The sequence below is a fragment of the Actinoplanes palleronii genome, assembly GCF_016862315.1.
GTDB classification, from domain to species: Bacteria; Actinomycetota; Actinomycetes; order Mycobacteriales; family Micromonosporaceae; genus Actinoplanes; species Actinoplanes palleronii.
The window spans coordinates 42,211-65,333 of sequence record NZ_BOMS01000048.1 but is presented as its reverse complement, the minus strand read 5'-3'; the positions used below and the strand labels follow the sequence as shown (position 1 = coordinate 65,333).

Below are 23,123 nucleotides of genomic sequence, written 5' to 3'. Positions count from 1 at the left end.
GAGGGCGCCGCCGTGGACCCCGGTGGCTGGTAGTTGGCTGCCGCGGATCTCTTGGCGTTTCTTCGTCTCCGCAGTGATCAGGTGCGTTTTTCGCACGGACTGTTCTCGCGTACGAAGTATCCGGCTACGGCCGAAGTCAGGAAACTCCCCATGGAACATGTGCGGATCACTCTCATCGCGGCCGGCACGTCTCGTACGCCGATGGCACTCTGATGAACGACATCCTCGAGGTGGTGCACGGCGAGCCGCTGGGCACCGACGAGCTGCGCCGCATCGACGGCTACTGGCGGGCCGCGAACTACCTGTCGGTCGGGCAGATCTATCTGATGGGCAATCCGCTGCTGCGCGAGCCGTTGGAGCCGGCGCAGGTCAAGCCGCGGCTGCTCGGGCACTGGGGGACCACTCCCGGGCTGAACCTGCTCTACGCCCACCTGTCGCGGATCATCGCGGCCCGCGGCCGGGAGGTTCTCTACGTGACCGGTCCGGGTCACGGCGGTCCGGGTCTGGTCGCGAACACCTGGCTGGAAGGTACGTACTCGGAGGTCTATCCGCGGATCTCGCGGGACACCGCGGGCATGCAGCGGCTGTTCACCCAGTTCTCGTTCCCCGGCGGTATCCCGTCGCACGTCGCACCGGAGACACCCGGCTCGATCCACGAGGGCGGCGAGCTCGGCTACTCGCTGTCGCACGCCTACGGCGCCGCCCTGGACAACCCCGAGCTGGTCGTCGCGTGCGTGATCGGCGACGGGGAGGCCGAGACCGGGCCCCTCGCGGCGTCGTGGCACTCGAACAAGTTCCTCGACCCGGTCGGTGACGGCGCGGTCCTGCCGATCCTGCACCTCAACGGCTACAAGATCGCGAACCCGACGGTGCTGGCGCGGATCGGCGACGCCGAGCTGTGCGCGCTGCTCGAGGGGTACGGCCACCGGCCGTACCTGGTCGCCGGCGACGACCCGGCCACTGTTCACCAGCTCCTGGCGGCGACCCTCGACACGGTGTTCGACGAGATCACCGAGATCCAGCGGGCCGCCCGCGAGGACGGGGTCACCGATCGTCCGCGCTGGCCGATGATCGTGCTGCGTACGCCGAAGGGCTGGACCGGCCCGAAGGTCGTCGACGGCCTGCAGGTGGAGGGCACCTGGCGCGCCCACCAGGTGCCGTTGACCGCGGCCCGCGACGACGCCGCACACCTGGACGCCCTGCACGCCTGGATGACCTCCTACCGTCCCGACGAGTTGTTCGACGCCGACGGCGTCCCGCAGTCCTGGGTGGTCGACTGGCTGCCCCGCGGTGACCTGCGGATGTCGGCGAACCCGCACGCCAACGGCGGCCGGTTCCCGCGCGATCTGGAGTTGCCGGAGTTCCGTGACCACGCGGTCAAGGCCGGCGAGACCGCCGAGGCGACCCGGGTGCTGGGTGGCTGGCTGCGCGACGTGATGGCCGCGAACGCCGCTTTCCGCAACTTCCGGGTGGTCGGCCCGGACGAGACCGAGTCGAACCGGCTCGGCGCGGTCCTCGACACCACCGGCAAGGCCTGGCAGGCCCGGGTCGACGACGTCGACCAGCACCTGGACCGGCACGGCCGGGTCATGGAGATCCTGTCCGAGACCACCTGCCAGGGCTGGCTGGAGGGATACCTGCTGACCGGCCGGCACGGCCTGTTCTCCTGCTACGAGGCGTTCGTCCACATCGTCGACTCGATGGTCAACCAGCACGCCAAATGGCTCAAGACGACCCGGCACCTCGGCTGGCGCAAACCCGTCCCGTCGCTGAACTACCTGCTGACCTCGCACGTCTGGCGCCAGGACCACAACGGCACCTCCCACCAGGACCCCGGCTTCATCGACCACGTCGTCAACAAGAAGGCCGAAGTGGTCCGGGTCTACCTGCCGCCGGACGCCAACACCCTGCTGTCGGTCGCCGACCACTGCCTGCGCAGCCGCGACTACATCAACGTCATCGTGGCCGGCAAACAACCCGCGCCGACCTGGCTCGACATGGACGCCGCCGCCCTGCACTGCGCCCGCGGCCTGGGCATCTGGGACTGGGCCGGCAACGACGACGGTGACCCCGACGTGGTCCTGGCCGCCGCCGGTGACGTACCGACCATGGAGATCCTCGCGGCCACCGACCTGCTGCGCCGGCACCTCCCCGACCTCAAGGTGCGGGTGGTCAACGTCGTCGACCTGATGCGCCTGCAGCCGGTCTCCGAACACCCGCACGGCCTGCCGGACCCGGAATTCGACGCGATCTTCACCACCGATCGGCCGGTCATCATGGCCTACCACGGCTACCCGTGGCTGATCCACCGGCTGACCTACCGGCGCACCAACCACGACAACCTGCATGTGCGCGGCTACAAGGAGGAAGGCACCACGACCACGCCGTTCGACATGCTCGTCGTCAACGACATGGACCGCTTCCACCTCGTCATGGACGTCATCGACCGGGTTCCCGGTCTGGGCCGTAAGGCCGCCGTCCTGCGCCAGCAGATGGTCGACAAGCGAGCCGAACACCGCGCTTTCGTACGCCGTACCGGTGAGGACCTGCCCGAGATCCGCGACTGGGTCTGGCCGCACACGCCCTGAGCGGCATCCGACTCGACCACGAACCCACCTGGCGGCAATCACCATGACCGTACCGAATCTGCAGGTCGCACCGGACGCCCCCGGCACCTCCGCGTCATCCTCGCCGGGTGGCCTGTCGTCGCGGGAGGCCGCGCAGCGGCTGGCCCGCGACGGCGCCAACGTGCTGCCCGCACCCCGGCCCGCACCGCTGTGGCGAAGGATCGTCACCCAGCTGCGGGACCCGCTGGTGCTGGTTCTGCTCGCCGCCGCGGCTTTCACCCTGGCGACCGCCGACTTCACCGACGCGGCCGTCATCCTGCTCGTGATCGTCGTCAACACCACCGTCGGCGTGCTGCAGGAGATCAAAGCCGAGCGGGCCATCACCGCCCTGTCCGCCATGACCGCGCCGGCCGCCCGGGTGATCCGCAACGGACAGCAGGGCGAGGTCCCCGCCGCCGACCTGGTCGTGGACGACCTGCTGGTCCTGGCTGAGGGGGACGTCGTGCCCGCTGACGCCCGCATCGTGGAGTCGGTGGCGCTGCTCGTCGACGAGGCGGCACTGACCGGCGAGTCCGCGCCGGTCGACAAGACCACCGGTGCGGACCCACCGGCGGACGCGTCAACCCGGGTGTCGGCCGGCACCGTGGTCGTGCGCGGTCGCGGACAGGCCGTCATCACCGCCACCGGCGCCGCCAGCGCACTGGGCCGCATCGCCGCCATGCTGGTGACCGCACCGGAGCTGACCCCGCTGCAGCGCCGCCTGGCCGGTGTGGGCCGGCAACTCGCCGTCGGCTCGTTGCTGCTCTGCACGGCGGTCCTCGCCCTCGGCCTGGTGCGCGGGCAGCCGCTGCAACTGATGATCATCACGGCGATCAGCCTGGTGGTCGCCGCGGTACCGGAGTCCCTGCCGGCCGTGGTCACCCTCAGCCTCGCCCTGGGTGCCCGGCGGATGACCGCCCGGCACGCGGTCATCCGGCGCCTGCCCGCCGTGGAGACGCTCGGCTCCGTGACGATCCTGGCCACCGACAAGACCGGCACCCTCACCGAGGGCACCATGGTCGTACGCCGGCTGTGGACCGCGCACGGTGACGCGTCGGTGAGCGGTTCCGGATTCGCCCCGGACGGGCGGATCCACCGCGACGGCGCGGACGTCTCCGCCGATCAGGCACCTGACCTTCAGGAGCTGTTGCGAGCCGCGGTGCTCTGCAACGACGCGTCGCTGCGCGCGCCCGGCCCCGGCGACGACGGCTGGCTGGCTGTCGGCGATCCCACCGAGGCCGCGCTGCTGACCGCCGGCGGCAAGCTCGGCATCGACGTCGCCGCGACGCAGCAGGCGGCACCACGTGCTGGTGAGGCGCCGTTCGACAGCGACCGCAAGCGGATGAGCACCGCACACCGGCTGCCCGGGGGCCACCTCCGGATCGTCTGCAAGGGCGCACCGGAGTCGCTGCTGACCCCGGAGATCCTCGCCGACCCGCCGGACCTGCTGCGCCGCGCCGCCGACCGGGCCGAGACGTTCGCCGCGGGAGGCTACCGGGTCCTCGCCGTCGCCCAGGCCGATCGCGACACCGTGCCCGCCGACGCGGCCGGCTTCGAACAGGGGCTGCGGCTGCTCGGCCTGGTCGCGATCCTCGACCCGCCGCGCGCCTCCGCGGCGGCCACCATCGCCGCCTGCCGGGACGCCGGCATCACCCCGGTCCTGATCACCGGCGATCACCCGGCCACCGCCGCCGCGATCGCCGTCGAACTGGGCATCATCGCGGCCGGCGACGAGGCGGTCGACTGCCGTACCACCGAACCCGGCCCGGCGGCTGCTCGCGGCGTCCGGGTCTTCGCCCGCGCCACCCCGCAGCAGAAGGTCGCCATCATCGACGCCCTGCGCAGTGCCGGCGAGGTCGTGGCGATGACCGGCGACGGCGTCAACGACGGCCCGGCGCTGCACCGCGCCGACATCGGCGTGGCGATGGGCAAGCGCGGTACCGAGGTCGCTCGCCAAGCCGCTGACCTGGTGCTGGCCGACGACGAACTCGGCACCGTGGTGGCCGCCGCGGAGGAGGGCCGCCGCGTCTACGCCAACATCCGCCGCTTCCTGCTGTACGCCCTGTCCGGCGGCGCCGCCGAGATCGCCGTGATGCTCGCCGGACCGTTCGTCGGCCTGCCGCTGCCCCTGCTCCCGGCCCAGATTCTCTGGATCAACCTGGTCACCCACGGGGTGCCCGGTCTGGCCATGGGCAGTGAACCCGCCGACCCGGCCGCGATGCGCCGCCCGCCCCGCCCGCCGGCCGAGACCGTGCTCGGCGCCGGGCTGTGGCAGCGCATCCTGCGGGTCGGTGCGGTCATCTCCGCGGTCACCGTCGGTGTCGGCTGGTGGGCGCACGCCACCGACCGGCCCTGGCAGACCCTGACGTTCCTGGCCCTGGGCCTCACCCAGCTCGCGGTCGCCGTGGGATCACGCGCCCGGCCAGGCAGCCGGGCCAACCCGATGCTGTTCGCCGCGGTTGGTATCGCCCTGCTGCTGCAACTCGCCGCGATCTACGCGCCGCCGCTGCGCGAACTGCTCGGCACCACACCGGTCACCGCCGCCGACCTGCTGATCGTCGCGGCCGTCGCCACCCTCGGGTACGCCGCGATCCGCCTCGACCGTCGTATCCACCCGGCGCCGGAAACCGGCGCGGGCCTCACCCCGAAGAGGTTGTCATGACCGAGCAGACCGCAGAACACCACCGGTGAGAACCGGCGGGCGGTCGCAGCCGCCGCGGCCTCCGTACCTGGTCACCACCGGAACCGACCGGCACGCCGTGTCGGTGGGTGTCACCGCGGACGCGAGCACCACGGTGGTCGAGCTGACCGTGCACGGCCGGTGGTCGCCGGAGCTCGGCAACCAGGTGATCACCACCCTGCAGATGTGCCTGGCCGGGCCGGCCGCGGTGATCATCATCGATCTGCACGACGTGGGCGACCTGCACGGGGTCAGCGGCGGGTTCTGGGCGGCGGCGGCCCGGGCAGCTCATCTCGGGCCGGCGCCCGCCCAGCTCGTGCTGTGCCTGCCGGCGACGACCATGCTGGACCTCCGGGTCCGCAACGGCGACGGCCCGCCGATGCCGGTGTTCGCCACCATGGCCGACGCACGGCGGGCGGTGGCCGGTCGGCTCGTGCACGGATCGCGGCTCCAGGCCCGGCTGGGTCCGCGACCGTCCTCGGTGGCCGCCGCCCGCGACCTCGTCGTGCAGGCGTGTCACCGCTGGCATCTGCTCCCGTTGCAAGGCGACGCCTGCCTGGTCGTGTCCGAGCTGACCGCCAACGCCGTGCAGCACGCCGGCGGCGACCTGGTGGTCACCGTGTCGCGCAGCGGCGCCCGTCTGCACCTGGCCGTCCGGGACGGGGACAGCCGATACCCGCGCCTGCCCGTGCCGGCCCGCGACGACGGCCCCCTTCCCCTGGCCGAACGGGGGAGAGGGCTGCCGCTCGTGCACGCCGTCGCGATGGCCTGGGGCGCCCTGCCGGCCCGGGCCGGCAAGGTCGTCTGGGCCACGCTGTCCACGGCTCCGGGGCGGGTCAGCCCATGACGGGGCCGGAAAGGGTGTCGGGGACACGGCTGACGGGCGGGTCAGCCCGTGACCGGGCCGGCAAGGTTGTCGGGGACACGGTCGACGGGGGTCAGCCCTTGACCGCGCCGGTCAGGCCGCCGACGATGCGGCGTTCGAAGAGGCTGAAGAAGACCAGTGCCGGGATCATCGACAGTGAGGTGAACGCCAGCACCTTCGCGGTGTCCACCGAGTACTGCGAGGCGAACGCCTGCACGCCCAGGGGCAGGGTGAAGGTGTCCTGGTCGTTGAGGATGAACAGCGGGAGCAGATAGCTGTTCCAGCTGCCGACGAACGTCAGGATGCCGGTCGTGATCAGCCCGGGTACCGAGAGCGGGAGCACGATCCGCCAGAAGAAGCCGAGCCGGCTGCAACGGTCGAGCGCCGCCGCCTCCTCGAGTTCCTTGGGGATCGCCCGCAGGAACGGGACCAGGATGATGATCGTCGCGGGCAGCCCGAAGGCGATCTGCGGGAGGATGACCCCGGGCAGGGTGTTCACCAGGCCCAGGTTCTTGATCAGGAGGTACAGCGGGGTGATGGCGACCGTCGCCGGGAACATCAGGCCCGCGGCGAACAGCGCGTACATCGCGCCCTGGCCCCGGAACCGGTAGCGGGCCAGGACGTAGCTCGCCATCACACCCAGCAGCAGGACCCCGGCGGTCGTGGCGGTCGCGACCATCGTGGAGTTGCCGACCTGGCGCCAGAACGTGGAGCTGGTCAGCACGCCGGTGTAGTTGCCGAACACCCACGGGGACGGCAGCCCGGCCGGGTCGACGGTGATCTGGGAGTTGGTCCGGAACCCGCCGACGATGATGTAGAGCACCGGTCCGAGCGTGACGCCGATCAGCAGCAGGACCGCGACGTACCCGATCGGGTTGCCCCAGCCGCTGTCCGGCCGCGGCCGGGACTGCGTGGCGATGGCCATGTCCTACCGTCCTCCGGTGAGCGCGCCGTCGGTGTCCCGGCGCAGCACGAAACGCTGGTAGAGCAGCGCGATGATCATGGAGATGATGAAGAGGACGACCGCGACCGCGTTGCCGTACCCGTAGTTGCCCGCGTTGCGGCCCTCGGTGACCATGTATGTCGCCATCGTCGAGGTGCCGGCCGTCGACGCGACGTACTGGCCCCAGATGATGTAGACCAGGTCGAACAGCTGCAGCGCCCCGATGATCGACAAGAAGGCCCAGATCCGTACGGTCGGTCCCAGCAGCGGCAGGGTGATCCGGCGCTGGGTCTGCCAGTACGACGCGCCGTCCACCGCGGCCGCCTCGGCCAGCTCCTCCGGGATGTTCTGCATGCCGGCCAGGAACAGGATCACCGCGAAGCCGACGTACTTCCAGGTCAGGATCAGCATCAGGGTCCAGATGGCGAGGGCCGGATTCGCCAGCCAGTCCTCGGTCAGCCCGCCGAGCCCGATCGAGCGCAGGACGTCGTTGACGGCTCCGTTGGTCTGCAGCAGCAGGGCCCAGGCCGTCCCGACGATGACCTCGGCGATCACGTACGGGACGAAGATCAGCACCCGGATGACGGACCGGCCCCGCATCTTCCGGTTGAGCAGCAGGGCCAGACCGACCGCGATCGGGCCCTGCAGGACCAGCGAGAGCACGACGATCAGGGCGTTGTGCCAGAGCGCCTCACGGAACGCGGTGTCCTGCAGGATGGTGACGTAGTTGTCGAGGCCGACGAAGTTGGTCGGCGGGCCGAAGCCCTTCCACCGGTAGAAGCCGTAGTAGGCGGCCATCAGCACCGGGAAGATCACGAAGCCGAGGAACATCAGGATCGCCGGGCCGGACAGCGCGGCGATCTCCAGGCGTTGGGCCCAGCCGATGCCGCGACGGCGAGAACGCAACGTCAGCCCTTCTTGGCCGCGTCGTTGACGGCCTTGATGATCCCGGCGACGTCACCCTTGCCGGCGAGCAGGTTCACGACGCCGACGTTGAGCGCGTTGCCGACGTTCTGGCCGTAGACCGTGTCGAGCCACTGCGAGACGTACGGTGCCTTGTTGTAGGCGTCGAGAACCGCCTTGAGGTAGTCCTCGGTGATGGTGCCCTGCGCCTGCTTGTTGACCGGCAGCGAGTTGAAGGCCTTGTAGTAGGCCTGCTGCACGTCCGCGGTCAGGATGTAGTTGAGGAAGTCGGTGCACTCCTTCGGCGCCTGGGCCGAGCAGGAGTAGCCGTCCGTGCCGCCCATCACCGCGGCCGGGTCACCCTGCCCGCCGGGCACCGCGGGGAAGGGGAAGAAGCCCAGGTCGGGCAGCGGCTTGGTGTCCTTGGTCAGCGAGGCGATCACACCCGGGTCCCAGGTGCCCATCAGTTCCATGCTGGCCTTGTGGTTGGCCACCAGGCCCGCCGAGCTGCCCGCGCCCTGCTGCGCCGAGGTGGTCAGGAAGCCGTCGTTGAACGGCTTGGTGTCGGCGAACGCCTTGAGGTCCTCGCCGGCCTTGGTCCAGCACGGGTCGGTGAAGTTCTTGTCCTTGGCGGCGGTGTCGAGCGCGGCCTGGCTGCAGGCCCGCAGCGCGAGGAAGTAGTACCAGTGCGCGGCCGGCCACGCGTCCTTGGCGCCGAGGGCGATCGGCGTGCCGTTGGCCTTGAGCTTGCCCACCGCGGTGGTGAGATCCGCCAGCGTGGTGGGTGTCGTGGTGACACCGGCCTTCTGGAACAGGTCCTTGCTGTACCAGAAACCGCCCGGCAGGATCGAGACCGGCACCGCGTACGCCTTGCCGTCGATCTGCCCGGTCTTGAGGCTGGCCTCGCCCACCGCCTGCTTGGTCGCGTCGGTGATGTCACCGGTGATGTCCTTGAGCTGACCGGCCTCCACCATCGCGGCCATCTTTCCGCCACCGCGCTGCAGGAAGATGTCCGGCGCGGAACCGGAGTTCAGCGCGGTCTGCAGCTTGCCGTCCAGGTCCTCGTTCTGGATCGACTGGACCTTGATCTTGACGGTCGGGTGGGCGGTCTGGAAGTCGGCGACCGCCTTCTCCCAGAACGCCTTGCCCGGACCGGTGGTGGAGTTCTGCCACAGGTCCATCTCGACGGTGCCGCCCGATCCGGAGCTGCTGTCGTCGTCGCCCGAGCAGGCGGCCATGCCCAGCGTGCTCATCGCCATCGCCACCACGACGGCCAGGGTCTTGTTGGGTCTCATGAAAGCCCACCTCTTCGGTAGCGAAAGTTTCGGAATGTTTCCGGAATGTGGCGCTCAAACTATGAACCAAGTCATAGCGATGTCAAGATGGTGATCAGACCGATGCCGTGAGTACCGGGTGTTTTTTCGCCGATCTGACGCGGGAAGATCACCGGCGATGCCGCATGGGTTAGTGCCAAAACTTGCGAGATTTTTACCGAAACTCTCGGAGAAACAGGAACCTATGATCATCCAAGCCGTCATCAACGTGGACCTCGACGGACCACGGATCAACCGGCACGTCTACGGGCATTTCGCCGAGCACCTGGGCCGCTGCATCTACGGCGGTTTCTACGTCGGCGAGGACTCCGACATCCCGCACGAGGGCGGCATCCGCCTCGACGTGGTCGACGCGCTGCGCGCCCTGGACATCCCGAACCTGCGCTGGCCGGGCGGGTGCTTCGCCGACGAGTACCACTGGCGCGACGGCATCGGACCCAAGGACGAGCGGCCGGTCATGGTCAACACCCACTGGGGCGGCGTCGAGGAGAACAACCACTTCGGCACCCACGAGTTCATGGCCCTCTGCGAGCTGCTCGGCGCCGAGCCGTACATCAGTGGCAATGTCGGTTCCGGCACGGTGCGGGAGATGAGCGAATGGGTGGAGTACCTGACCCGCGCCGGTGACTCGCCGATGGCCCGGCTCCGCGCCGCCAACGGCCGGTCCGAGCCGTGGCCGGTGCGGTTCTGGGGCCTGGGCAACGAGGCGTGGGGCTGCGGCGGCAACATGACCGCCGAGCACTACGCGCAGGAGGCCCGCCGCTACGGCACCTACTGCCGCGACTACGGCGACAACCAGCTCTACAAGATCGCCGCGGGCGCCAACGCCGACGACTACGCCTGGACCGAGAGCCTGATGAAACAGCTCGGGCACCTGGGCTGCCAGCACGTGCGCAGCACGGCCTTCCACGCGGTGTCCGTGCACTACTACACGGTCACCGGGCCCACCTGGGAGGAGAAGGGCTCGGCCACGGTCTTCGACACCGGCGAGTACTACACGACGATGGCCGCCGCGGCCCGCATCGAGCAGCTGCTCGCCGGGCACACGGCCGTGCTGGACTGCTACGACCCGAACAAGAGCGTCGGGCTGGTCCTCGACGAGTGGGGCACCTGGTTCGACGTGGCCCGCGACACGAACCCGGGCTTTCTGTACCAGCAGAACACGCTGCGCGACGCCCTGGTGGCGAGCGTGCACTTCGACGTCTTCCACCGGCACGCCGACCGCCTCGTGATGGCCAACATCGCGCAGACGGTGAACGTGCTGCAGGCCATGATCCTCACCGACCCGGACTCGAAGGCCATGGTCCTCACACCCACCTACCACGTGTTCCGGATGAACCGCGGGCACCAGGACGCGACGTCGCTGCGGGTCGATTTCCGTACGGCGCTGCCGTCGCGGCCGGTCGGCGACGCGACGCTGACGACCGTCTCGATGTCGGCCAGCCGCAAGGACGGCCGCCTGCTCGTGTCACTGTCGAACCTCGACGCCACGTCCGCCGTCGACGTGGAGATCGACCTGCGCGGTGGCACGGCCGGCGACGTGGCTGCCCTGATCCTGACGGCGGTGGCGCTGCAGGACCACAACACGCCGCAGGCGCCCGCGGTGGTGGCGCCGCGGGCGTACGACGGGGTGACGGTGGACGGCGGGACGCTGCGGGTGCACCTGCCGGCCCACGCGTTCGTGACCGTCAGCGCCGGGCTGTAGGCCGGTCGGGGAGGTCAGTCGGTGCGGTAGGTGGCCTGGTCGAAGTCGGCGTAGCCGCCCTCGGCGCCCAGGTCCTGCACCCAGAGCCCGACGAAGGCGCCGGTGAAGCCCCAGGCCTCGGGCTCACCGGGCGCCGCCGTCGCTGCGTACTCGTCGGACAGGGTGGTGGCGTCGAAGGTCCGGCCCACCTCGTGCCAGCCGGATCCGGGCTCGGTGGTCCAGGCGAAGGTCAGGGCCGGGCCGTCCAGCCGGGCGCGCAGGCCCACCCGGCGGACCGCGCCGAGCGGGACCCGTACGTCCTGCACCGTGGTGACCCGCCCGCTGTCGCAGGCCAGCACGTCGAGCACCACACCGCCGTCGTCGTCGGCGGTCATGTGCAGGTAGTACCAGTTGCGGGAGTTGTAGTACGCGGTGATCCCGGCCAGTTGCCGGAAGCTGCGGGGCTCGGACTCGCACGTCGCCTCGAACGTGCAGCGCCGCGCGGTCACCCGGCGGGCCACCAGGCTCGGCCGGTGCCGCGCCATCGGCGACTGGCCACCGTGGATCCGCAGGTGCGACGGCCGGGCGGCCAGATCCACCCAGTCCGGTGCGGCAGGGCGCCGCAGCGTCGACCAGTCGGCGCTCAACGTCGTACCCTCGAAGTGATCTTTGTCGGTCTGTGGGGCCGGCGGCCCGGACGTCACGGCGGTGCCGGAGGGTGCCGCGACCTGCTCGGCCGGGACACTGTCGCGGATCCGCGGCCACGCGCCGGTCGGCCAGTCCACCTGCTGCAGGGCGGTCTCGCGGCCGAGCACACACCGGTCGCTCGGCGCATACGGCCGGCCGACCAGGTGCGCCAGGTACCACTCGCCGGCCGGGGTCTGCACGAGACTTCCGTGCCCGGCCTTCTGCAGCGCCAGGTCAGGCCGCCCGGCCGAGGTCAGCAGCGGGCCGGCCGGATCCACCTGGTAGTCGCCGAGCAGCTGCCGGGAGCGGGCGACGGTGACCTGATGCGTCCAGGTGGTGCCGCCCTCCGCGGTGACCAGGTAGTACCAACCGTCCTTGTGGTAGATGTTGGGCGCCTCGGTGAGCCCGGCGTCGGTGCCTTCGAAGATGACATGTTCCGGACCGGTCAGGCGGCGATGCCGGCGGTCGTATCGCTGCGCGGAGATGCCGGCGAACCGGTTGCGTCCGGGGCGCCAGTCGGCGCGCATCGACAGCATCCAGGTTGTGCCGTCCTCGTCGTGGAACAGCGAGGCGTCGAACCCGCGGCCGTGCAGCACCACCGGATCCGACCAGGGCCCGGCCATGCTCGGCGCGGTGACCAGGTAGTTCTGCGGATCCCAGTAGCCGCCGGCAAACGTCGCCACGTCCGTGTAGACCAGGTGGAACAGCCCGTCGGCGTAGGTGAGGCTGGGCGCCCAGACACCGCACGAGTCGGCGGTCCCGGTCAGGTCGAGCAGGCGCCGCTCGGTCAGCACACCGCCGAGCGGCCGCCAGGAGACCAGGTCGGTCGAGTGGTGCACCCGCACGCCCGGATACCACTCGAAGGTCGACGTGGCGATGTAGTAGTCGGCGCCGACCCGCAGGATCGAGGGATCCGGATGGAAGCCCGGCAGTACCGGGTTGCGGATCACGGCGGTGGCTGTCTCGGCGATGGGGCGGCCATCGAGGTCCGTCATGGCGAGATCGTTACCTGCCGGCCACGAGCTGTCAACAACTCTCGGAATGAAAACGGAAATACCGATCTTGGTCAACCCGCCATGATCCGGGCCATAGGCGCAGGTGGTGGCGGCCTGTGGCCCGGATTGTCATGGAGGTTCGCCGTCGTTCGAATTTCTAAAATTCTTGATGGTACGACCGTCTCCGAAAGTTACGAAGCACCGGCGCGCGCCGGTCAGCCACCGCAGGCGGTGCCGTTGAGCGCGAAGCCGGTGGGCGCGCCCACCGCGCCGGTGTGTCCGGCCTGGAACCCGATGCTGATCGACCCGTTCGCCGGGATGACGGCGTTGTAGGAGACGTTCGTGGCACTCACCCGGCCGGTGGCCGGCGCATAGGTGGCGTTCCAGCCGCTGGTGATGCTCTGCCCGGCCGGCAGGGTGAAGTCCAGCGTCCAGCCGGTGATCGCGGTGGCGCCGGTGTTGGTGATGGTCAGGTCCGCGGTCAGCCCGCTGCTCCACGCGCTGATCGACGTCGCGACCCGGCAGGCCCCGGTGGCCGGCGGGCTGCTCGGCGGCGTGCTCGGCGGGCTGCTCGACGGGCTGGTCGACGGCGTGCCGGTGGTGCCGTCCAGCCCGAGGAAGGACACCGCGTAGCCGAGCTGCCCGGTCTGCGGGAGCTGGTGCCCGACCCCGGCGATGCTCACCCCCTCGACGGTGGCCTGGGTGCCGGTCGCGCCGTACCGGGTGCGGGTCCAGGACGACTGCGGGTGATCGGTGAAGGCCGGGTTCGGCCCGAGGCCGTGCAGGTCGGTCCACTGCTTGATCTCCTCGCCGAAGTTCGGGTAGGCGAGGGTGGTGTCGGTGGTGCCGTGCCACAGCTGGATCCGCGGGTACCGGCCGGTGTAGCCGGGATACATCGCGCGGGCCTGGTCGCCCCACTGCCGTGCCGTCTTGATCAGGTTGCCGCCGGAGCAGGTGCTGTTCCAGAGCGAGCCGTTGGTGGTGGCGAAGCAGCCGGCCGGCACACCGGAGAAGGCCGACGCGGCGGCGAACACGTCCGGGTACTGCGCGGCGAGCACCGTGGTCATCATGGCGCCGGAGGAGAAGCCGCTGACCACGATCCGCGCACTGTCCACGTGGTATCGGGCCCGTGCCCAGCTGACCATGGACATGATGCCGGTGGAGTCGCTGCCGCCGTCGCGGCGCAGCGCCTGCGGGCTGGACACGTCGAAACACTTCTCGCTGCGGGTGGCCTCGGGCAGCACCACGACGAAGCCGTACCGGTCGGCCGCGGTGAGGAAGTCCTTGCCGTTGCCGCCGGCGATCGCGCCGGCGGAACCGCCGCAGTAGTGCACGAGCACGAGCAGCGCCGGCGTGGCCGCCACCCGGTCGGGTACGTAGGTGTACATCTTCAGGTTCGTCGGGTTGGCGCCGAAGCCGGTCACCGGGACCAGCGAGGCGGCCGCGGCGGGCCGGGCGACGACCAGTCCGGCGGCGCCGATCAGCAGGGACAGAGCCGCGACGAGGGCGGTGCGCACCATCGGTTTCATGCGACTCAACTCACGGCACAGGTCAGAGGCGGGGTGGTGGCCGCGTCGCCGGTGGCGAGCAGGCCGAAGGTCACGCTCGCGCCGGGCGCCACCGACCCGTTGTAGGTCGCGTTGGTGACGGTGACGGTCCCGCCGGTGCTGGTCAGCGAGCCGTTCCAGACCTGGCTGACCGCCTGCCCGGCCGGCGGCGTCCAGCTCACCCGCCACCCGGTGACGGCTGCCGTCCCGGTGTTCGACACGGTGATCTCCGCCTGGAAACCGCCCTGCCAGCTGTTGACCACCCGGTACGCGGTGGCGCAGCCGCTGCTGGGTGTGGTGGAGGGGGTCGTCGACGGCGTCGGTGACGACGGCGTCGTGCTGGGCAGCTGGGCGAAGAAGCTCCAGATCTCGCCGCCGGTCCAGGTGCGCGCTCCGTTCGTGCTCGTCGACCCGTCCACCGGCTCCGGGGTGTGGTCGCCGTCGAAGGCGGCCCAGCGCACCGGATAGCCGGCCCGGCACCCGGTGTAGTCGGTGACGATGTGCGTCAGGCTGCCCCGGGCCGGCTCGGCCGGACTCCGGGCGGCACACCCGTTGGCGCGGACGAAGGTGTCCCGCACGCCCCGGCCGAGCGAGATGTCCAGCACGCTGTCGTGAGTGCCGTGGATCCCCAGGTACGCCACCGGCTGGGTGCCGCCGGAGCAGCCGCTCAGGTTCGCGCCGGAGAGCACCGCGACGGCCCGGAACACCGCCGGGCGGGCGCAGGCGACGGCGTAGCTCATCGCGCCGCCGTAACTCCAGCCCAGCGCGAACAGCTGCGAGGTGTCCACGCACAGGTCGCCCTCGATCAGCGCGGTCAGGTCGTCGACCAGGGTCAGGTCGCGGCCGCCGGTGTTCGCCCAGCCGTTGTCGATGCCCTGCGGCGCGACCAGGATCGCGCTGTTGTCCGACAGTCGCTGCTGGCCGTAGTAGGCCCAGGTGGCGCCGGCCGCGCCGCCGGTGGCGACGTCGGTCGCGGTGCCGTTGAGCCAGTGGAAGGCGAAGATCAATTTGTACGGGCGGGAGCGGTCGTAGCCGTCCGGCACCCGCAGGATGTAGGTGCGGTTCTGGCCGCCGCTGCGGATGGTGCGGGTGCCGCTGGTCAGCGTCGGGGCCTTGCCGCAGCCGGCCGTGGCCGCCGTGGTGCCGGCCGGTGCCGCGGCCGCTGTGGTGGCGCCGAGGACGCCGGTGAGCATCGCGGCGGCCGTCGCCAGGGCGGCGAGGGCCGCGGTCAGGGGTGCGAGTGTGCGTCGGGACATGAGGTGTTCCCTTCTCCGGCGCCGGCCGCTAAGGACCGGCGCCGGGTGAGCCTCGAAACGGGGGCGGGCAGCCTGCCGTGCAGGACCGGCGCCGGGTGGGCCTCGAAACGGGGGAGCGGGTCAGCCGGCGGAGCAGTTCGGCGTCGCGGTGGGGCCGGCGCCGGTGCCCTGGAAGCCGAACTCGGTGGTGCCGCCGGCCGCGAGCTGTCCGTTGTAGTCGACGTTGCGGAAGCTGACCGTGCCGGCGGTGCCGCTGCCGGTGGCGCTCCAGGCGCTGGTCACCGCGCTGCCGGAGGGCAACGTCACGCCGACGGTCCAGCCGTTGACGGGTGCGGAGCCCGCGGTGACCCGGACGGTCGCGACGAACCCGCCGTTCCACGAGTTGAGCGACACCGACGCGCTGCAGGCACCGCCGGGCTGGGGCGAGGTGCTGGTGCTGGGCGACGGCGAGGAGGACGGCGACGACGGCGCGGGCGAGGTGGTGCTGCCTCCGGCGTTGAGCGCGGTGAGCACCGAGGTGTAGGCGGCCTTCTTGTTCCCGGAGTTGTCGAACAGCAGCGGGTTCTCGCCGGTGCGCCACGAGTCGCTGTCCCGGATGCCCCAGACGGTGATGCCGGTGCACCGCGACACGGCCATGCACGCGCGGGTCACGCTCGCGTAGATGCCGGCCTGGTTGCCGCCCTGCGCGACGTCGAGCTCGGTGATCTGCACGTCCACGCCCAGGTCGGCGAAGCGCTGCAGGTTGGCCTGGTAGTCACCGGGGATGCCGGTGCCCAGGTGGGACTGGAAACCGACGCAGTCGATCGGGACGCCCCGCGCCTTGAAGTCCTTGACCATGGTGTACACGCCGGTCGACTTCGCGTTGACGCCGTCGGTGTTGTAGTCGTTGTAGCAGAGCTTGGCGTTCGGGTCGGCGGCCCGGGCGGCCCGGAACGCGGCCTCGATCCAGTCGTTGCCGGTGCGCTGCAGGGTGGAGTCGCGCCGCGCGCCGCTGCCGCCGTCGGCGAAGGCCTCGTTGACCACGTCCCAGGCGTAGATCTTGCCCTGGTAGTGCGTCGCCACCTGGGTGACGTGGTTGATCGCCGCGCTGCGCAGCGCGCTGCCGGACAGCGACTGGGCCCAGCCGGGCTGCTGGGCGTGCCAGAGCAGGGCGTGCCCGCGGACCTTGGATCCGTTGGACAGACCCTGGTTGAGGATGCGGTCGCCGTTGGTGAAGGTGTACCGCCCCTGTGACGGCTCGGTGGCGTCCCACTTCATCTCGTTCTCCGGGGTGACCGCGTTGAACTCGCGGGTCAGGATGCCGGTGTAGGTGGCGTCACCGAGCTTGCCGGCGGCGATCGCCGCGCCGTAGTAGCGGCCGGACTGCGCGGCCGAGGCGCCGAGCGTGCTGGCCGCCTCGGCGGTGCCGATCACGGCGATGCTGGCCGCGACGGCGACGCCGGCGGCGGCCGAGGCCAGCAGCAGGGAGCGGTTCTTTCTGAACAGGGACATGGCGGGGAAACCTTTCCGAACGGGGGAGGACGACCGTGGGAGCGCTTCCATGGATGGTGGCAGCGCATTTCCCGAAACCGCAAGACGCGACCATTTCCCGCACCCCGGCATAACAGTTCGGCCGGCGCCGGAAATTCGTTCGGCCGGAAGTGTTATGTGCAGCGCGGCCGCGGAGTCGCCCCCGGCTTCGCAAAAGGCCTCTTGAATGTCCGGAAACATCCTGGCAATGTGCGGAAGCAAGCTGTTAGCGCTCCCATCCTCAACCGGCAAACCGCTAGGCCCCGCCCGGACCAGTGGTCAATGCGGTGTGAGCGATAACAGGAAGCCAACCGATCACCAGGGAGGCATATCCCCATGCCCAGAAGAAGACGGTGGTTGCTCGCGGCCCTCCTCGCCGCCGCCGGTGTCCTCGTCGTCCCGCCCGGGGCGGCCGCCGCGGAATCCAACGGTGGCACCCGGGTCATGCCGCTGGGCGACTCCATCACCGAGGGCACCCAGGTGCCCGGCGGCTACCGGATCGGCCTCTGGCAGCGGATGGCCGCCGCCGGATACCGGGTCGACCTGGTCGGCTCGCAGGTCAACGGCCCGGCCGCGCTCGGCGACCACGACCACGAGGGCCACCCCGGCTGGCGCATCGACCAGATCGACGCGAACATCGGCGGCTGGCTGCGCACCAGCACCCCGCGCACGGTGCTGCTGCACCTGGGCACCAACGACATCCTGCAGAACTACAACGTCTCCGGCGCACCGGGCCGGCTCGCCACCCTGATCGACCACGTCACGGCGGCCGCGCCGTCGGCGGACGTCTTCGTGGCCACCCTGATCCCGCTGGCCAACTCCGGTCAGGAGGCCGCCGCCCGCACCTTCAACGCGGCCCTTCCCGGCATCGTGCAGAGCCGGGGCTCGCGGGTCCACCTGGTCGACATGCACGCCGCGCTCACCACCGCCGACCTGATCGACGGCGTCCACCCGACCGCGGGCGGCTACGACAAGATGGCCGCCACCTGGTACGCGGCCCTGCGGTCGGTGCCCGGATCGATCGGTGACCCGTCCACCGGCACCGGCGCGGCGCTGGTCGGCACCGCGTCCGGCCGCTGCCTGGACGTGCCGAACGGCAGCACCGCCAACGGCACCCAGCCGATCATCTGGGACTGCAGCGGCGCCACCAACCAGCGATGGACCTACGACGGCCAGACGCTGCAGGCGGTCGGCAAGTGCCTCGACGCGCCCACCGGCGCCACGGCCGGCACCAAGGCGCAGCTGTGGGCCTGCAGCGGCGCCACCAACCAGCGGTGGGCGTTCACCTCCGGCGCCACCATCCGCAACGCCGCGTCCGGCCTGTGCCTGGACGTCAGTGGCAACGCCACCGCCAACGGCACCACCACGATCCTCTGGACCTGCACGGGTTCGGCCAACCAGCTCTGGACGAGGCGATGAAAACGACACTGAGGGCCATGCTCGCTGCCGGACTGCTGCTGCTCGCCGGCGCGGCGACCGTCCTGCCCGGCTCCGCGGCCCGGGCACTGGACAACGGGGTCGCCCGCACCCCGCCGATGGGGTGGAACAGCTGGAACACGTTCGGCTGCAACATCAGCGAGACCCTGATCCGGCAGATGGCCGACGCGATGGTCAGCAGCGGCATGCGCGACGCCGGCTACCAGTACGTCGTCGTCGACGACTGCTGGTTCAACCCGAACCGGGACGGCTCCGGCAACCTGCAGGGCGACCCGACCCGGTTCCCCAGCGGGATGAAGGCCCTCGGCGACTACCTGCACGGCAAGGGCCTGAAGTTCGGCATCTACCAGGGCCCGCTGGACAAGACCTGCGCGCAGTACTTCAACAGCTACCCCGGCGCCACCGGCAGCCTGGGGCACGAGGCGCAGGACGCCCGGCAGTTCGCCGCCTGGGGCGTGGACTACCTCAAGTACGACTGGTGCTCACCCACCGGCACCATCACCGAGCAGGTCACCACGTTCGCGAAGATGCGTGACGCGCTCGCCGCGACCGGCCGCCCGATCGTCTACAGCATCAACCCGAACAGCGTGCACGCCAAGACCGGCCCGCAGCGCAACTGGGGTGACGTGGCGAACCTGTGGCGCACCACCGAGGACATCAGCGACGCCTGGGACACCGGGCAGACCAACGGCTACCCGATGGGCGTGAAGAACATCGTCGACGTCACCGTGCCGCTGGCCGGTTACGCCCGGCCCGGGCAGTTCAACGACCCGGACATGATGGAGGTCGGCCGCGGCGGCATGACCGACACCGAGCAGCGCAGCCACTTCGCGCTCTGGGCGATGCTGGCCTCCCCGCTGATCGCCGGCAACGATCTGCGCTCGATGAGCGCGGCCACCCAGAGCATCCTGAAGAACCCCCGTCTCATCGCGATCAACCAGGACACCCTCGGCCTTCAATCAACCCCGATTTCGTACGACGGCACGCGCCGGGTGCTGGCCAAGCGGCTGGCGAACGGTGACGTCACGGTCGCCCTGTTCAACCAGGGCGGCTCGGCCACCACGGTGTCGACCAGCGCCGCCGCGATCGGCAAGTCCGGCAGCTCGTTCACCCTGCAGGACGCCGGGAGCGGCGCCACCACGACCACCACCGGCACGATCAGTGCCAGCGTCCCCGCCCACGGCACGGTGGTCTACCGGGTCAGCGGCGGGACCAGCACCCCGGCGACCACCACCACGGTCGTCAGCGCCGCCTCGGGCCGCTGCCTGGACGTGCCGAACGGCGCCACCGCCAACGGCACGCAGCCGGTGATCTGGGACTGCAACGGCGGCACGAACCAGCGCTGGACCACCTCGGGCGCGAGCGTTCAGGCGCTCGGCAAGTGCCTGGACGCCCCGTCCGGCGCCACCGCCGGGGCCAAGGTGCAGCTGTGGGACTGCACCGGCGGCACCAACCAGCAGTGGACGTTCGCCGCCGACGGCACCGTCCGGGGCACCGCCTCCGGGCTCTGCCTGGACGTCGACCACAACCTGACCGCCAACGGCACCGTGGTCCTGCTGTGGACCTGCAACGCCGCCGCCAACCAGCGATGGAGCCGGGTCTGATGTCCAGGAGATCGTTCGCCGGCATGCTCTGCGCGCTCGCCGTGGTGGTGCTGACCGCCGCCGTCCCGTCCGCGGCGCGCGCGGACAACCCGATCGTGCAGACCGTCTACACCGCCGACCCGGCGCCGCTGGTCCACAACGGCCGGGTCTACCTCTACACCGGCCACGACGAGGACAACTCGACGTATTTCACCATGAAGGAGTGGCGGGTCTACTCGTCGGCCGACATGGTCAACTGGACCGATCACGGCTCACCGATGAACCTCGGCACGTTCAGCTGGGCGAGCGCGAACGCGTGGGCCGGCCAGGTCGTCGCCCGCAACGGCAAGTTCTACTGGTACGTCCCGGTCACCAACCGGTCGACCGGGCGGATGGCCATCGGCGTCGGCGTGGCCACCAGCCCGACCGGGCCGTTCACCGACGCGATCGGGCGCCCGCTGGCCGAGAACGGCGAGATCGACCCGACGGTGTTCATCGACGACGACGGCCAGGCGTACCTCTACTGGGGCAACCCGAACCTCTGGTACGTGCGGCTGAACGCCGACATGATCAGCTACAGCGGCGCGGTGACGCAGATCCCGCTCACCACGGCCGGGTTCGGCACCCGCACCGGCACCGCGAACCGGCCCACGTTGTACGAGGAGGGCCCGTGGGTCTACAAACGCAACGGGCTCTACTACAACGTCTTCGCCGCCAAGTGCTGCTCGGAATTCATCGGCTATTCCACCGCCCCCGGGCCGACCGGGCCGTGGACCTACCGCGGCACCGTGATGGCCACCCAGGGCGGCAGTTTCACCAACCACGCGGGCATCGTCGACTTCAACGGCGGCTCGTACTTCTTTTACCACAACGGCGCGCTGCCCGGCGGCGGCGGATACACCCGCTCGGTCGCCGTGGAGAAGTTCAGCTACAACGGTGACGGCACCCTCCCGGCGATCACCATGACCTCGGCCGGGGCGGCGCAGAACGGGACGCTCAACCCGTACGTCCGGCAGGAGGCCGAGACGATGGCCTGGAGTTCCGGGGTCGAGACCGAGCCCGCGAGCGGGGGCGGCTTGAACGTCGGCTACCTCGACAACGGCGACTACGTCAAGGTCAAGGGTGTCGCGTTCGGATCCGGTGCGACCTCGTTCACTGCCCGGGTCGCCTCGGCCGGCGCCGGCGGCCGCATCGAGGTGCGGCTGGGTGGGCCCACCGGCACGCTCGCCGGGACGTGCACGGTGCCGGTGACCGGGGGCTGGCAGACCTGGACCACCGTCAGCTGCCCGGTCAGCGGCGCGACCGGCACCCGGGACCTGTACCTGCGGTTCACCGGCGGCAGCGGCTATCTGTTCAACGTCGACAGCTGGCAGTTCGCCGGTGCGAGCGCGGCCCGGGGCGGCGCGCCCGTACCCGGCGACGCGTCGATGCGTTGAGGCGCGTCGATCTGGTCCATAATCGGAGCCCCTGCGCGTGGTGATGGTGGCGAGGAACATGGCAGTGACCCGGATCGGCGGCTCCGGCCTGGTGCGGGCGGCCCAGGGCGGTGACCGTGCCGCGCTGGACGCGCTCGTCGCGGCCCACCTGCCGATGGTCTACACGCTCGTCCGGCAGGCCCTCGACGGGCACCCCGACGTCGACGACGTCTCGCAGGACATCATGCTGCGCGCCCTGCGGCAGCTGCCGTCACTGCGGTCGCCGCACAGCTTCCGGCCCTGGCTGGTGGCGATCGCGCTGCGCCAGATCAGCACGCACCAGCACCGGACGACCCGGGACGCCGGCCGGGTCGTGCCGCTCGACGAGGCCGGTGAGGTGCCGGACTCCGGCGCGCGGTTCGAGGGCCTCGCCGACCTGCACGTCGAGCTGTCGGCGCAGCGCCGCCAGGTGCGCCGGGCCGGTCGCTGGCTGGACCCGGACGACCGGATCCTGCTGGCCCTGTGGTGGCTCGAGGTGGCCGGGCGGCTCACCCGGGCCGAGCTGGCCCAGGCGCTCGGCGTCACGGTGGTGCACGCCGGTGTGCGCGTGCAGCGCATGCGCGCCCAGCTCGAGCTGGGCCGGGCCCTGGTGGCGGCCCTGGACGCCCGGCCCGGGTGCCCGCGGCTGGCGCAGGAGCGGGCCGGCTGGGACGGGGTGCCCAGCCCGCGGTGGCGCAAACGGCTGGCCCGGCACGTGCGGGCCTGCGCGTGGTGCACCCGCGCGGCCGGTGACACCATGCCCACCGACCGGCTGCTGCCCGCGCTGGTGCTGCTCCCGGTGCCCGCGGCCCTGACCGCGGCGGCCCTGGCCAAGACCGCCGGTGTCGGGGGAGCGGGGTGGACGCTGAGCGCCGGCACGGCCGCCGCCGCCGGCAAGGCCGGGGTGCTCGGGCAGCTGGCGACGCTGGCGGCGGCCCATCCGGTGGTGGCCGCGGTGACCGCCGGCAGCCTGATCGTCGGCGCGACGGCCGGCGCCGTGGCGGTGGCCACCCCGGAGGCGCCGCGGCCCTCGACGATCGCGCAGACGCCCCGGCCGTCGACGATCGCGGCGCCGACAACGGCTGCTCCCAGCGCCGCCACCAGCGCGTCGGCGTCCGGTGCGGCAGTGTCCGGCGCGGCGACGAGTGCGGCCGCCGGTGCGCTGCGCACCGGATCGGCGTCGCTCGAGGCGGCGAACGCCACCGGACGCTACGTCACGGCGGCCGACAGTTTCGGCATCCTGACCGCGGTCAGCGCCGGCAACACCGTCTCGGCGCGGCGCCAGTCGACCGTCCGGGTGGTGACCGGGCTCAACGACCCGGACTGCTTCTCGTTCCGCACCGCCGACGGCCGGTACCTGCGGCACCTGTCGTGGCGGCTGCGGGTCGACGGCGGGGACGGCTCCAAGCTGTTCCGCGGGGACGCCACGTTCTGCCCCGGGCCCGGCACGGTCGCCGGCTCCGTCACGCTCGAGTCGTCGAACTATCCCGGATGGTTCCTGCGGCACCGCGGCGACGAACTGTGGGTGGACCAGTCCGACGGCACGACCGCGTTCCGGGCCGACGGTTCCTTTCTGGTCCGCCCGCCGCTCGCCGGCTGATCCGACCACGGCACCGGCCCGCACATAACAGAAAACGACG

The 23,123-nt window shown here is 71.1% G+C and carries 15 protein-coding genes; 8 read left to right on the top strand and 7 right to left on the bottom strand.

Annotated features, from left to right (window positions below):
* Positions 1-212 precede the first annotated feature (212 nt).
* The 3 genes from Apa02nite_RS17565 to Apa02nite_RS17555 are packed head-to-tail and all read left to right on the top strand — an operon-like array spanning position 213 to position 6,133.
* Entirely contained in the window at positions 213-2,588 is a 2,376-nt protein-coding gene (locus Apa02nite_RS17565; RefSeq protein WP_203825930.1) for a phosphoketolase family protein, read from the top strand.
* 43 nt (positions 2,589-2,631) lie between these two features.
* Positions 2,632-5,268 carry a cation-translocating P-type ATPase gene (locus Apa02nite_RS17560; RefSeq protein ID WP_203825929.1) on the top strand — a complete coding sequence of 879 codons (2,637 nt, stop codon included), beginning with the start codon at positions 2,632-2,634 and terminating at the stop codon, positions 5,266-5,268.
* 25 nt (positions 5,269-5,293) lie between these two features.
* On the top strand, positions 5,294-6,133 hold the full coding sequence (locus Apa02nite_RS17555) for an ATP-binding protein (protein ID WP_203825928.1): 840 nt from the start codon (positions 5,294-5,296) through the stop codon (positions 6,131-6,133).
* Positions 6,134-6,224: 91 nt separating this feature from the next.
* On the opposite strand, the gene Apa02nite_RS17550 is transcribed toward Apa02nite_RS17555, so the two are convergent.
* The 3 genes from Apa02nite_RS17550 to Apa02nite_RS17540 are packed head-to-tail and all read right to left on the bottom strand — an operon-like array spanning position 6,225 to position 9,292.
* A complete protein-coding gene (locus tag Apa02nite_RS17550; RefSeq protein WP_203825927.1) occupies positions 6,225-7,076 on the bottom strand; it encodes a carbohydrate ABC transporter permease in 852 nt (283 codons plus the stop codon).
* A 3-nt stretch (positions 7,077-7,079) separates the two neighbouring features.
* Entirely contained in the window at positions 7,080-8,000 is a 921-nt protein-coding gene (locus tag Apa02nite_RS17545) for a carbohydrate ABC transporter permease (RefSeq protein ID WP_203825926.1), read from the bottom strand.
* A 2-nt stretch (positions 8,001-8,002) separates the two neighbouring features.
* Positions 8,003-9,292: an ABC transporter substrate-binding protein gene (locus tag Apa02nite_RS17540; protein ID WP_203825925.1), complete on the bottom strand. Its 1,290-nt coding sequence runs from the start codon at positions 9,290-9,292 to the stop codon at positions 8,003-8,005.
* Positions 9,293-9,515: 223 nt separating this feature from the next.
* Between Apa02nite_RS17540 and Apa02nite_RS17535 the strand changes: the two genes are divergently transcribed.
* Complete coding sequence (locus tag Apa02nite_RS17535; RefSeq protein WP_203825924.1) at positions 9,516-11,036, top strand: alpha-N-arabinofuranosidase; 1,521 nt, start codon at positions 9,516-9,518, stop codon at positions 11,034-11,036.
* A 14-nt stretch (positions 11,037-11,050) separates the two neighbouring features.
* Here Apa02nite_RS17535 and Apa02nite_RS17530 read toward each other — a convergent pair whose 3' ends face one another.
* The 4 genes from Apa02nite_RS17530 to Apa02nite_RS17515 form a co-directional block, all read right to left on the bottom strand.
* Complete coding sequence (locus Apa02nite_RS17530; protein WP_203825923.1) at positions 11,051-12,697, bottom strand: glycoside hydrolase family 43 protein; 1,647 nt, start codon at positions 12,695-12,697, stop codon at positions 11,051-11,053.
* 215 nt (positions 12,698-12,912) lie between these two features.
* Positions 12,913-14,226 (bottom strand): extracellular catalytic domain type 1 short-chain-length polyhydroxyalkanoate depolymerase, encoded by a 1,314-nt coding sequence (locus Apa02nite_RS17525; RefSeq protein ID WP_203825922.1) that lies wholly within the window; start codon positions 14,224-14,226, stop codon positions 12,913-12,915.
* A gap of 5 nt (positions 14,227-14,231) precedes the next feature.
* Complete coding sequence (locus tag Apa02nite_RS17520; RefSeq protein ID WP_203825921.1) at positions 14,232-15,500, bottom strand: CE1 family esterase; 1,269 nt, start codon at positions 15,498-15,500, stop codon at positions 14,232-14,234.
* Positions 15,501-15,620: 120 nt separating this feature from the next.
* Entirely contained in the window at positions 15,621-16,991 is a 1,371-nt protein-coding gene (locus tag Apa02nite_RS17515) for a glycoside hydrolase family 10 protein (RefSeq protein ID WP_203825920.1), read from the bottom strand.
* 354 nt (positions 16,992-17,345) lie between these two features.
* On the opposite strand from Apa02nite_RS17515, the gene Apa02nite_RS17510 reads away from it, so the two are divergent.
* From Apa02nite_RS17510 to Apa02nite_RS17495, 4 genes are read left to right on the top strand one after another with little or no spacing between them, the layout of a single operon-like run.
* Positions 17,346-18,428, top strand: coding sequence for a ricin-type beta-trefoil lectin domain protein (locus tag Apa02nite_RS17510; protein WP_203825919.1), 1,083 nt, complete (start codon positions 17,346-17,348; stop codon positions 18,426-18,428).
* Positions 18,429-18,445: 17 nt separating this feature from the next.
* Complete coding sequence (locus Apa02nite_RS17505) at positions 18,446-20,050, top strand: glycoside hydrolase family 27 protein (RefSeq protein ID WP_203825918.1); 1,605 nt, start codon at positions 18,446-18,448, stop codon at positions 20,048-20,050.
* Complete coding sequence (locus Apa02nite_RS17500) at positions 20,050-21,465, top strand: glycoside hydrolase family 43 protein (protein ID WP_203825917.1); 1,416 nt, start codon at positions 20,050-20,052, stop codon at positions 21,463-21,465. The genes Apa02nite_RS17505 and Apa02nite_RS17500 overlap by 1 nt, the downstream gene beginning before the upstream one ends.
* Positions 21,466-21,523: 58 nt before the next feature.
* Complete coding sequence (locus Apa02nite_RS17495; RefSeq protein ID WP_203825916.1) at positions 21,524-23,083, top strand: sigma-70 family RNA polymerase sigma factor; 1,560 nt, start codon at positions 21,524-21,526, stop codon at positions 23,081-23,083.
* The last annotated feature ends 40 nt before the right edge of the window (positions 23,084-23,123 follow it).

Coding starts and splice junctions, on each gene's coding strand:
- Apa02nite_RS17535 (WP_203825924.1), top strand. CDS start 9,516: ATGATCATCCAAGCCGTCATCAACGTGGACCTCGACGGACCACGGATC.
- Apa02nite_RS17505 (WP_203825918.1), top strand. CDS start 18,446: ATGCTCGCTGCCGGACTGCTGCTGCTCGCCGGCGCGGCGACCGTCCTG.
- Apa02nite_RS17500 (WP_203825917.1), top strand. CDS start 20,050: ATGTCCAGGAGATCGTTCGCCGGCATGCTCTGCGCGCTCGCCGTGGTG.
- Apa02nite_RS17550 (WP_203825927.1), bottom strand. CDS start 7,076: ATGGCCATCGCCACGCAGTCCCGGCCGCGGCCGGACAGCGGCTGGGGC.
- Apa02nite_RS17565 (WP_203825930.1), top strand. CDS start 213: ATGAACGACATCCTCGAGGTGGTGCACGGCGAGCCGCTGGGCACCGAC.
- Apa02nite_RS17530 (WP_203825923.1), bottom strand. CDS start 12,697: ATGACGGACCTCGATGGCCGCCCCATCGCCGAGACAGCCACCGCCGTG.
- Apa02nite_RS17515 (WP_203825920.1), bottom strand. CDS start 16,991: ATGTCCCTGTTCAGAAAGAACCGCTCCCTGCTGCTGGCCTCGGCCGCC.
- Apa02nite_RS17540 (WP_203825925.1), bottom strand. CDS start 9,292: ATGAGACCCAACAAGACCCTGGCCGTCGTGGTGGCGATGGCGATGAGC.
- Apa02nite_RS17495 (WP_203825916.1), top strand. CDS start 21,524: ATGGCAGTGACCCGGATCGGCGGCTCCGGCCTGGTGCGGGCGGCCCAG.
- Apa02nite_RS17510 (WP_203825919.1), top strand. CDS start 17,346: ATGCCCAGAAGAAGACGGTGGTTGCTCGCGGCCCTCCTCGCCGCCGCC.
- Apa02nite_RS17525 (WP_203825922.1), bottom strand. CDS start 14,226: ATGAAACCGATGGTGCGCACCGCCCTCGTCGCGGCTCTGTCCCTGCTG.
- Apa02nite_RS17560 (WP_203825929.1), top strand. CDS start 2,632: ATGACCGTACCGAATCTGCAGGTCGCACCGGACGCCCCCGGCACCTCC.
- Apa02nite_RS17520 (WP_203825921.1), bottom strand. CDS start 15,500: ATGTCCCGACGCACACTCGCACCCCTGACCGCGGCCCTCGCCGCCCTG.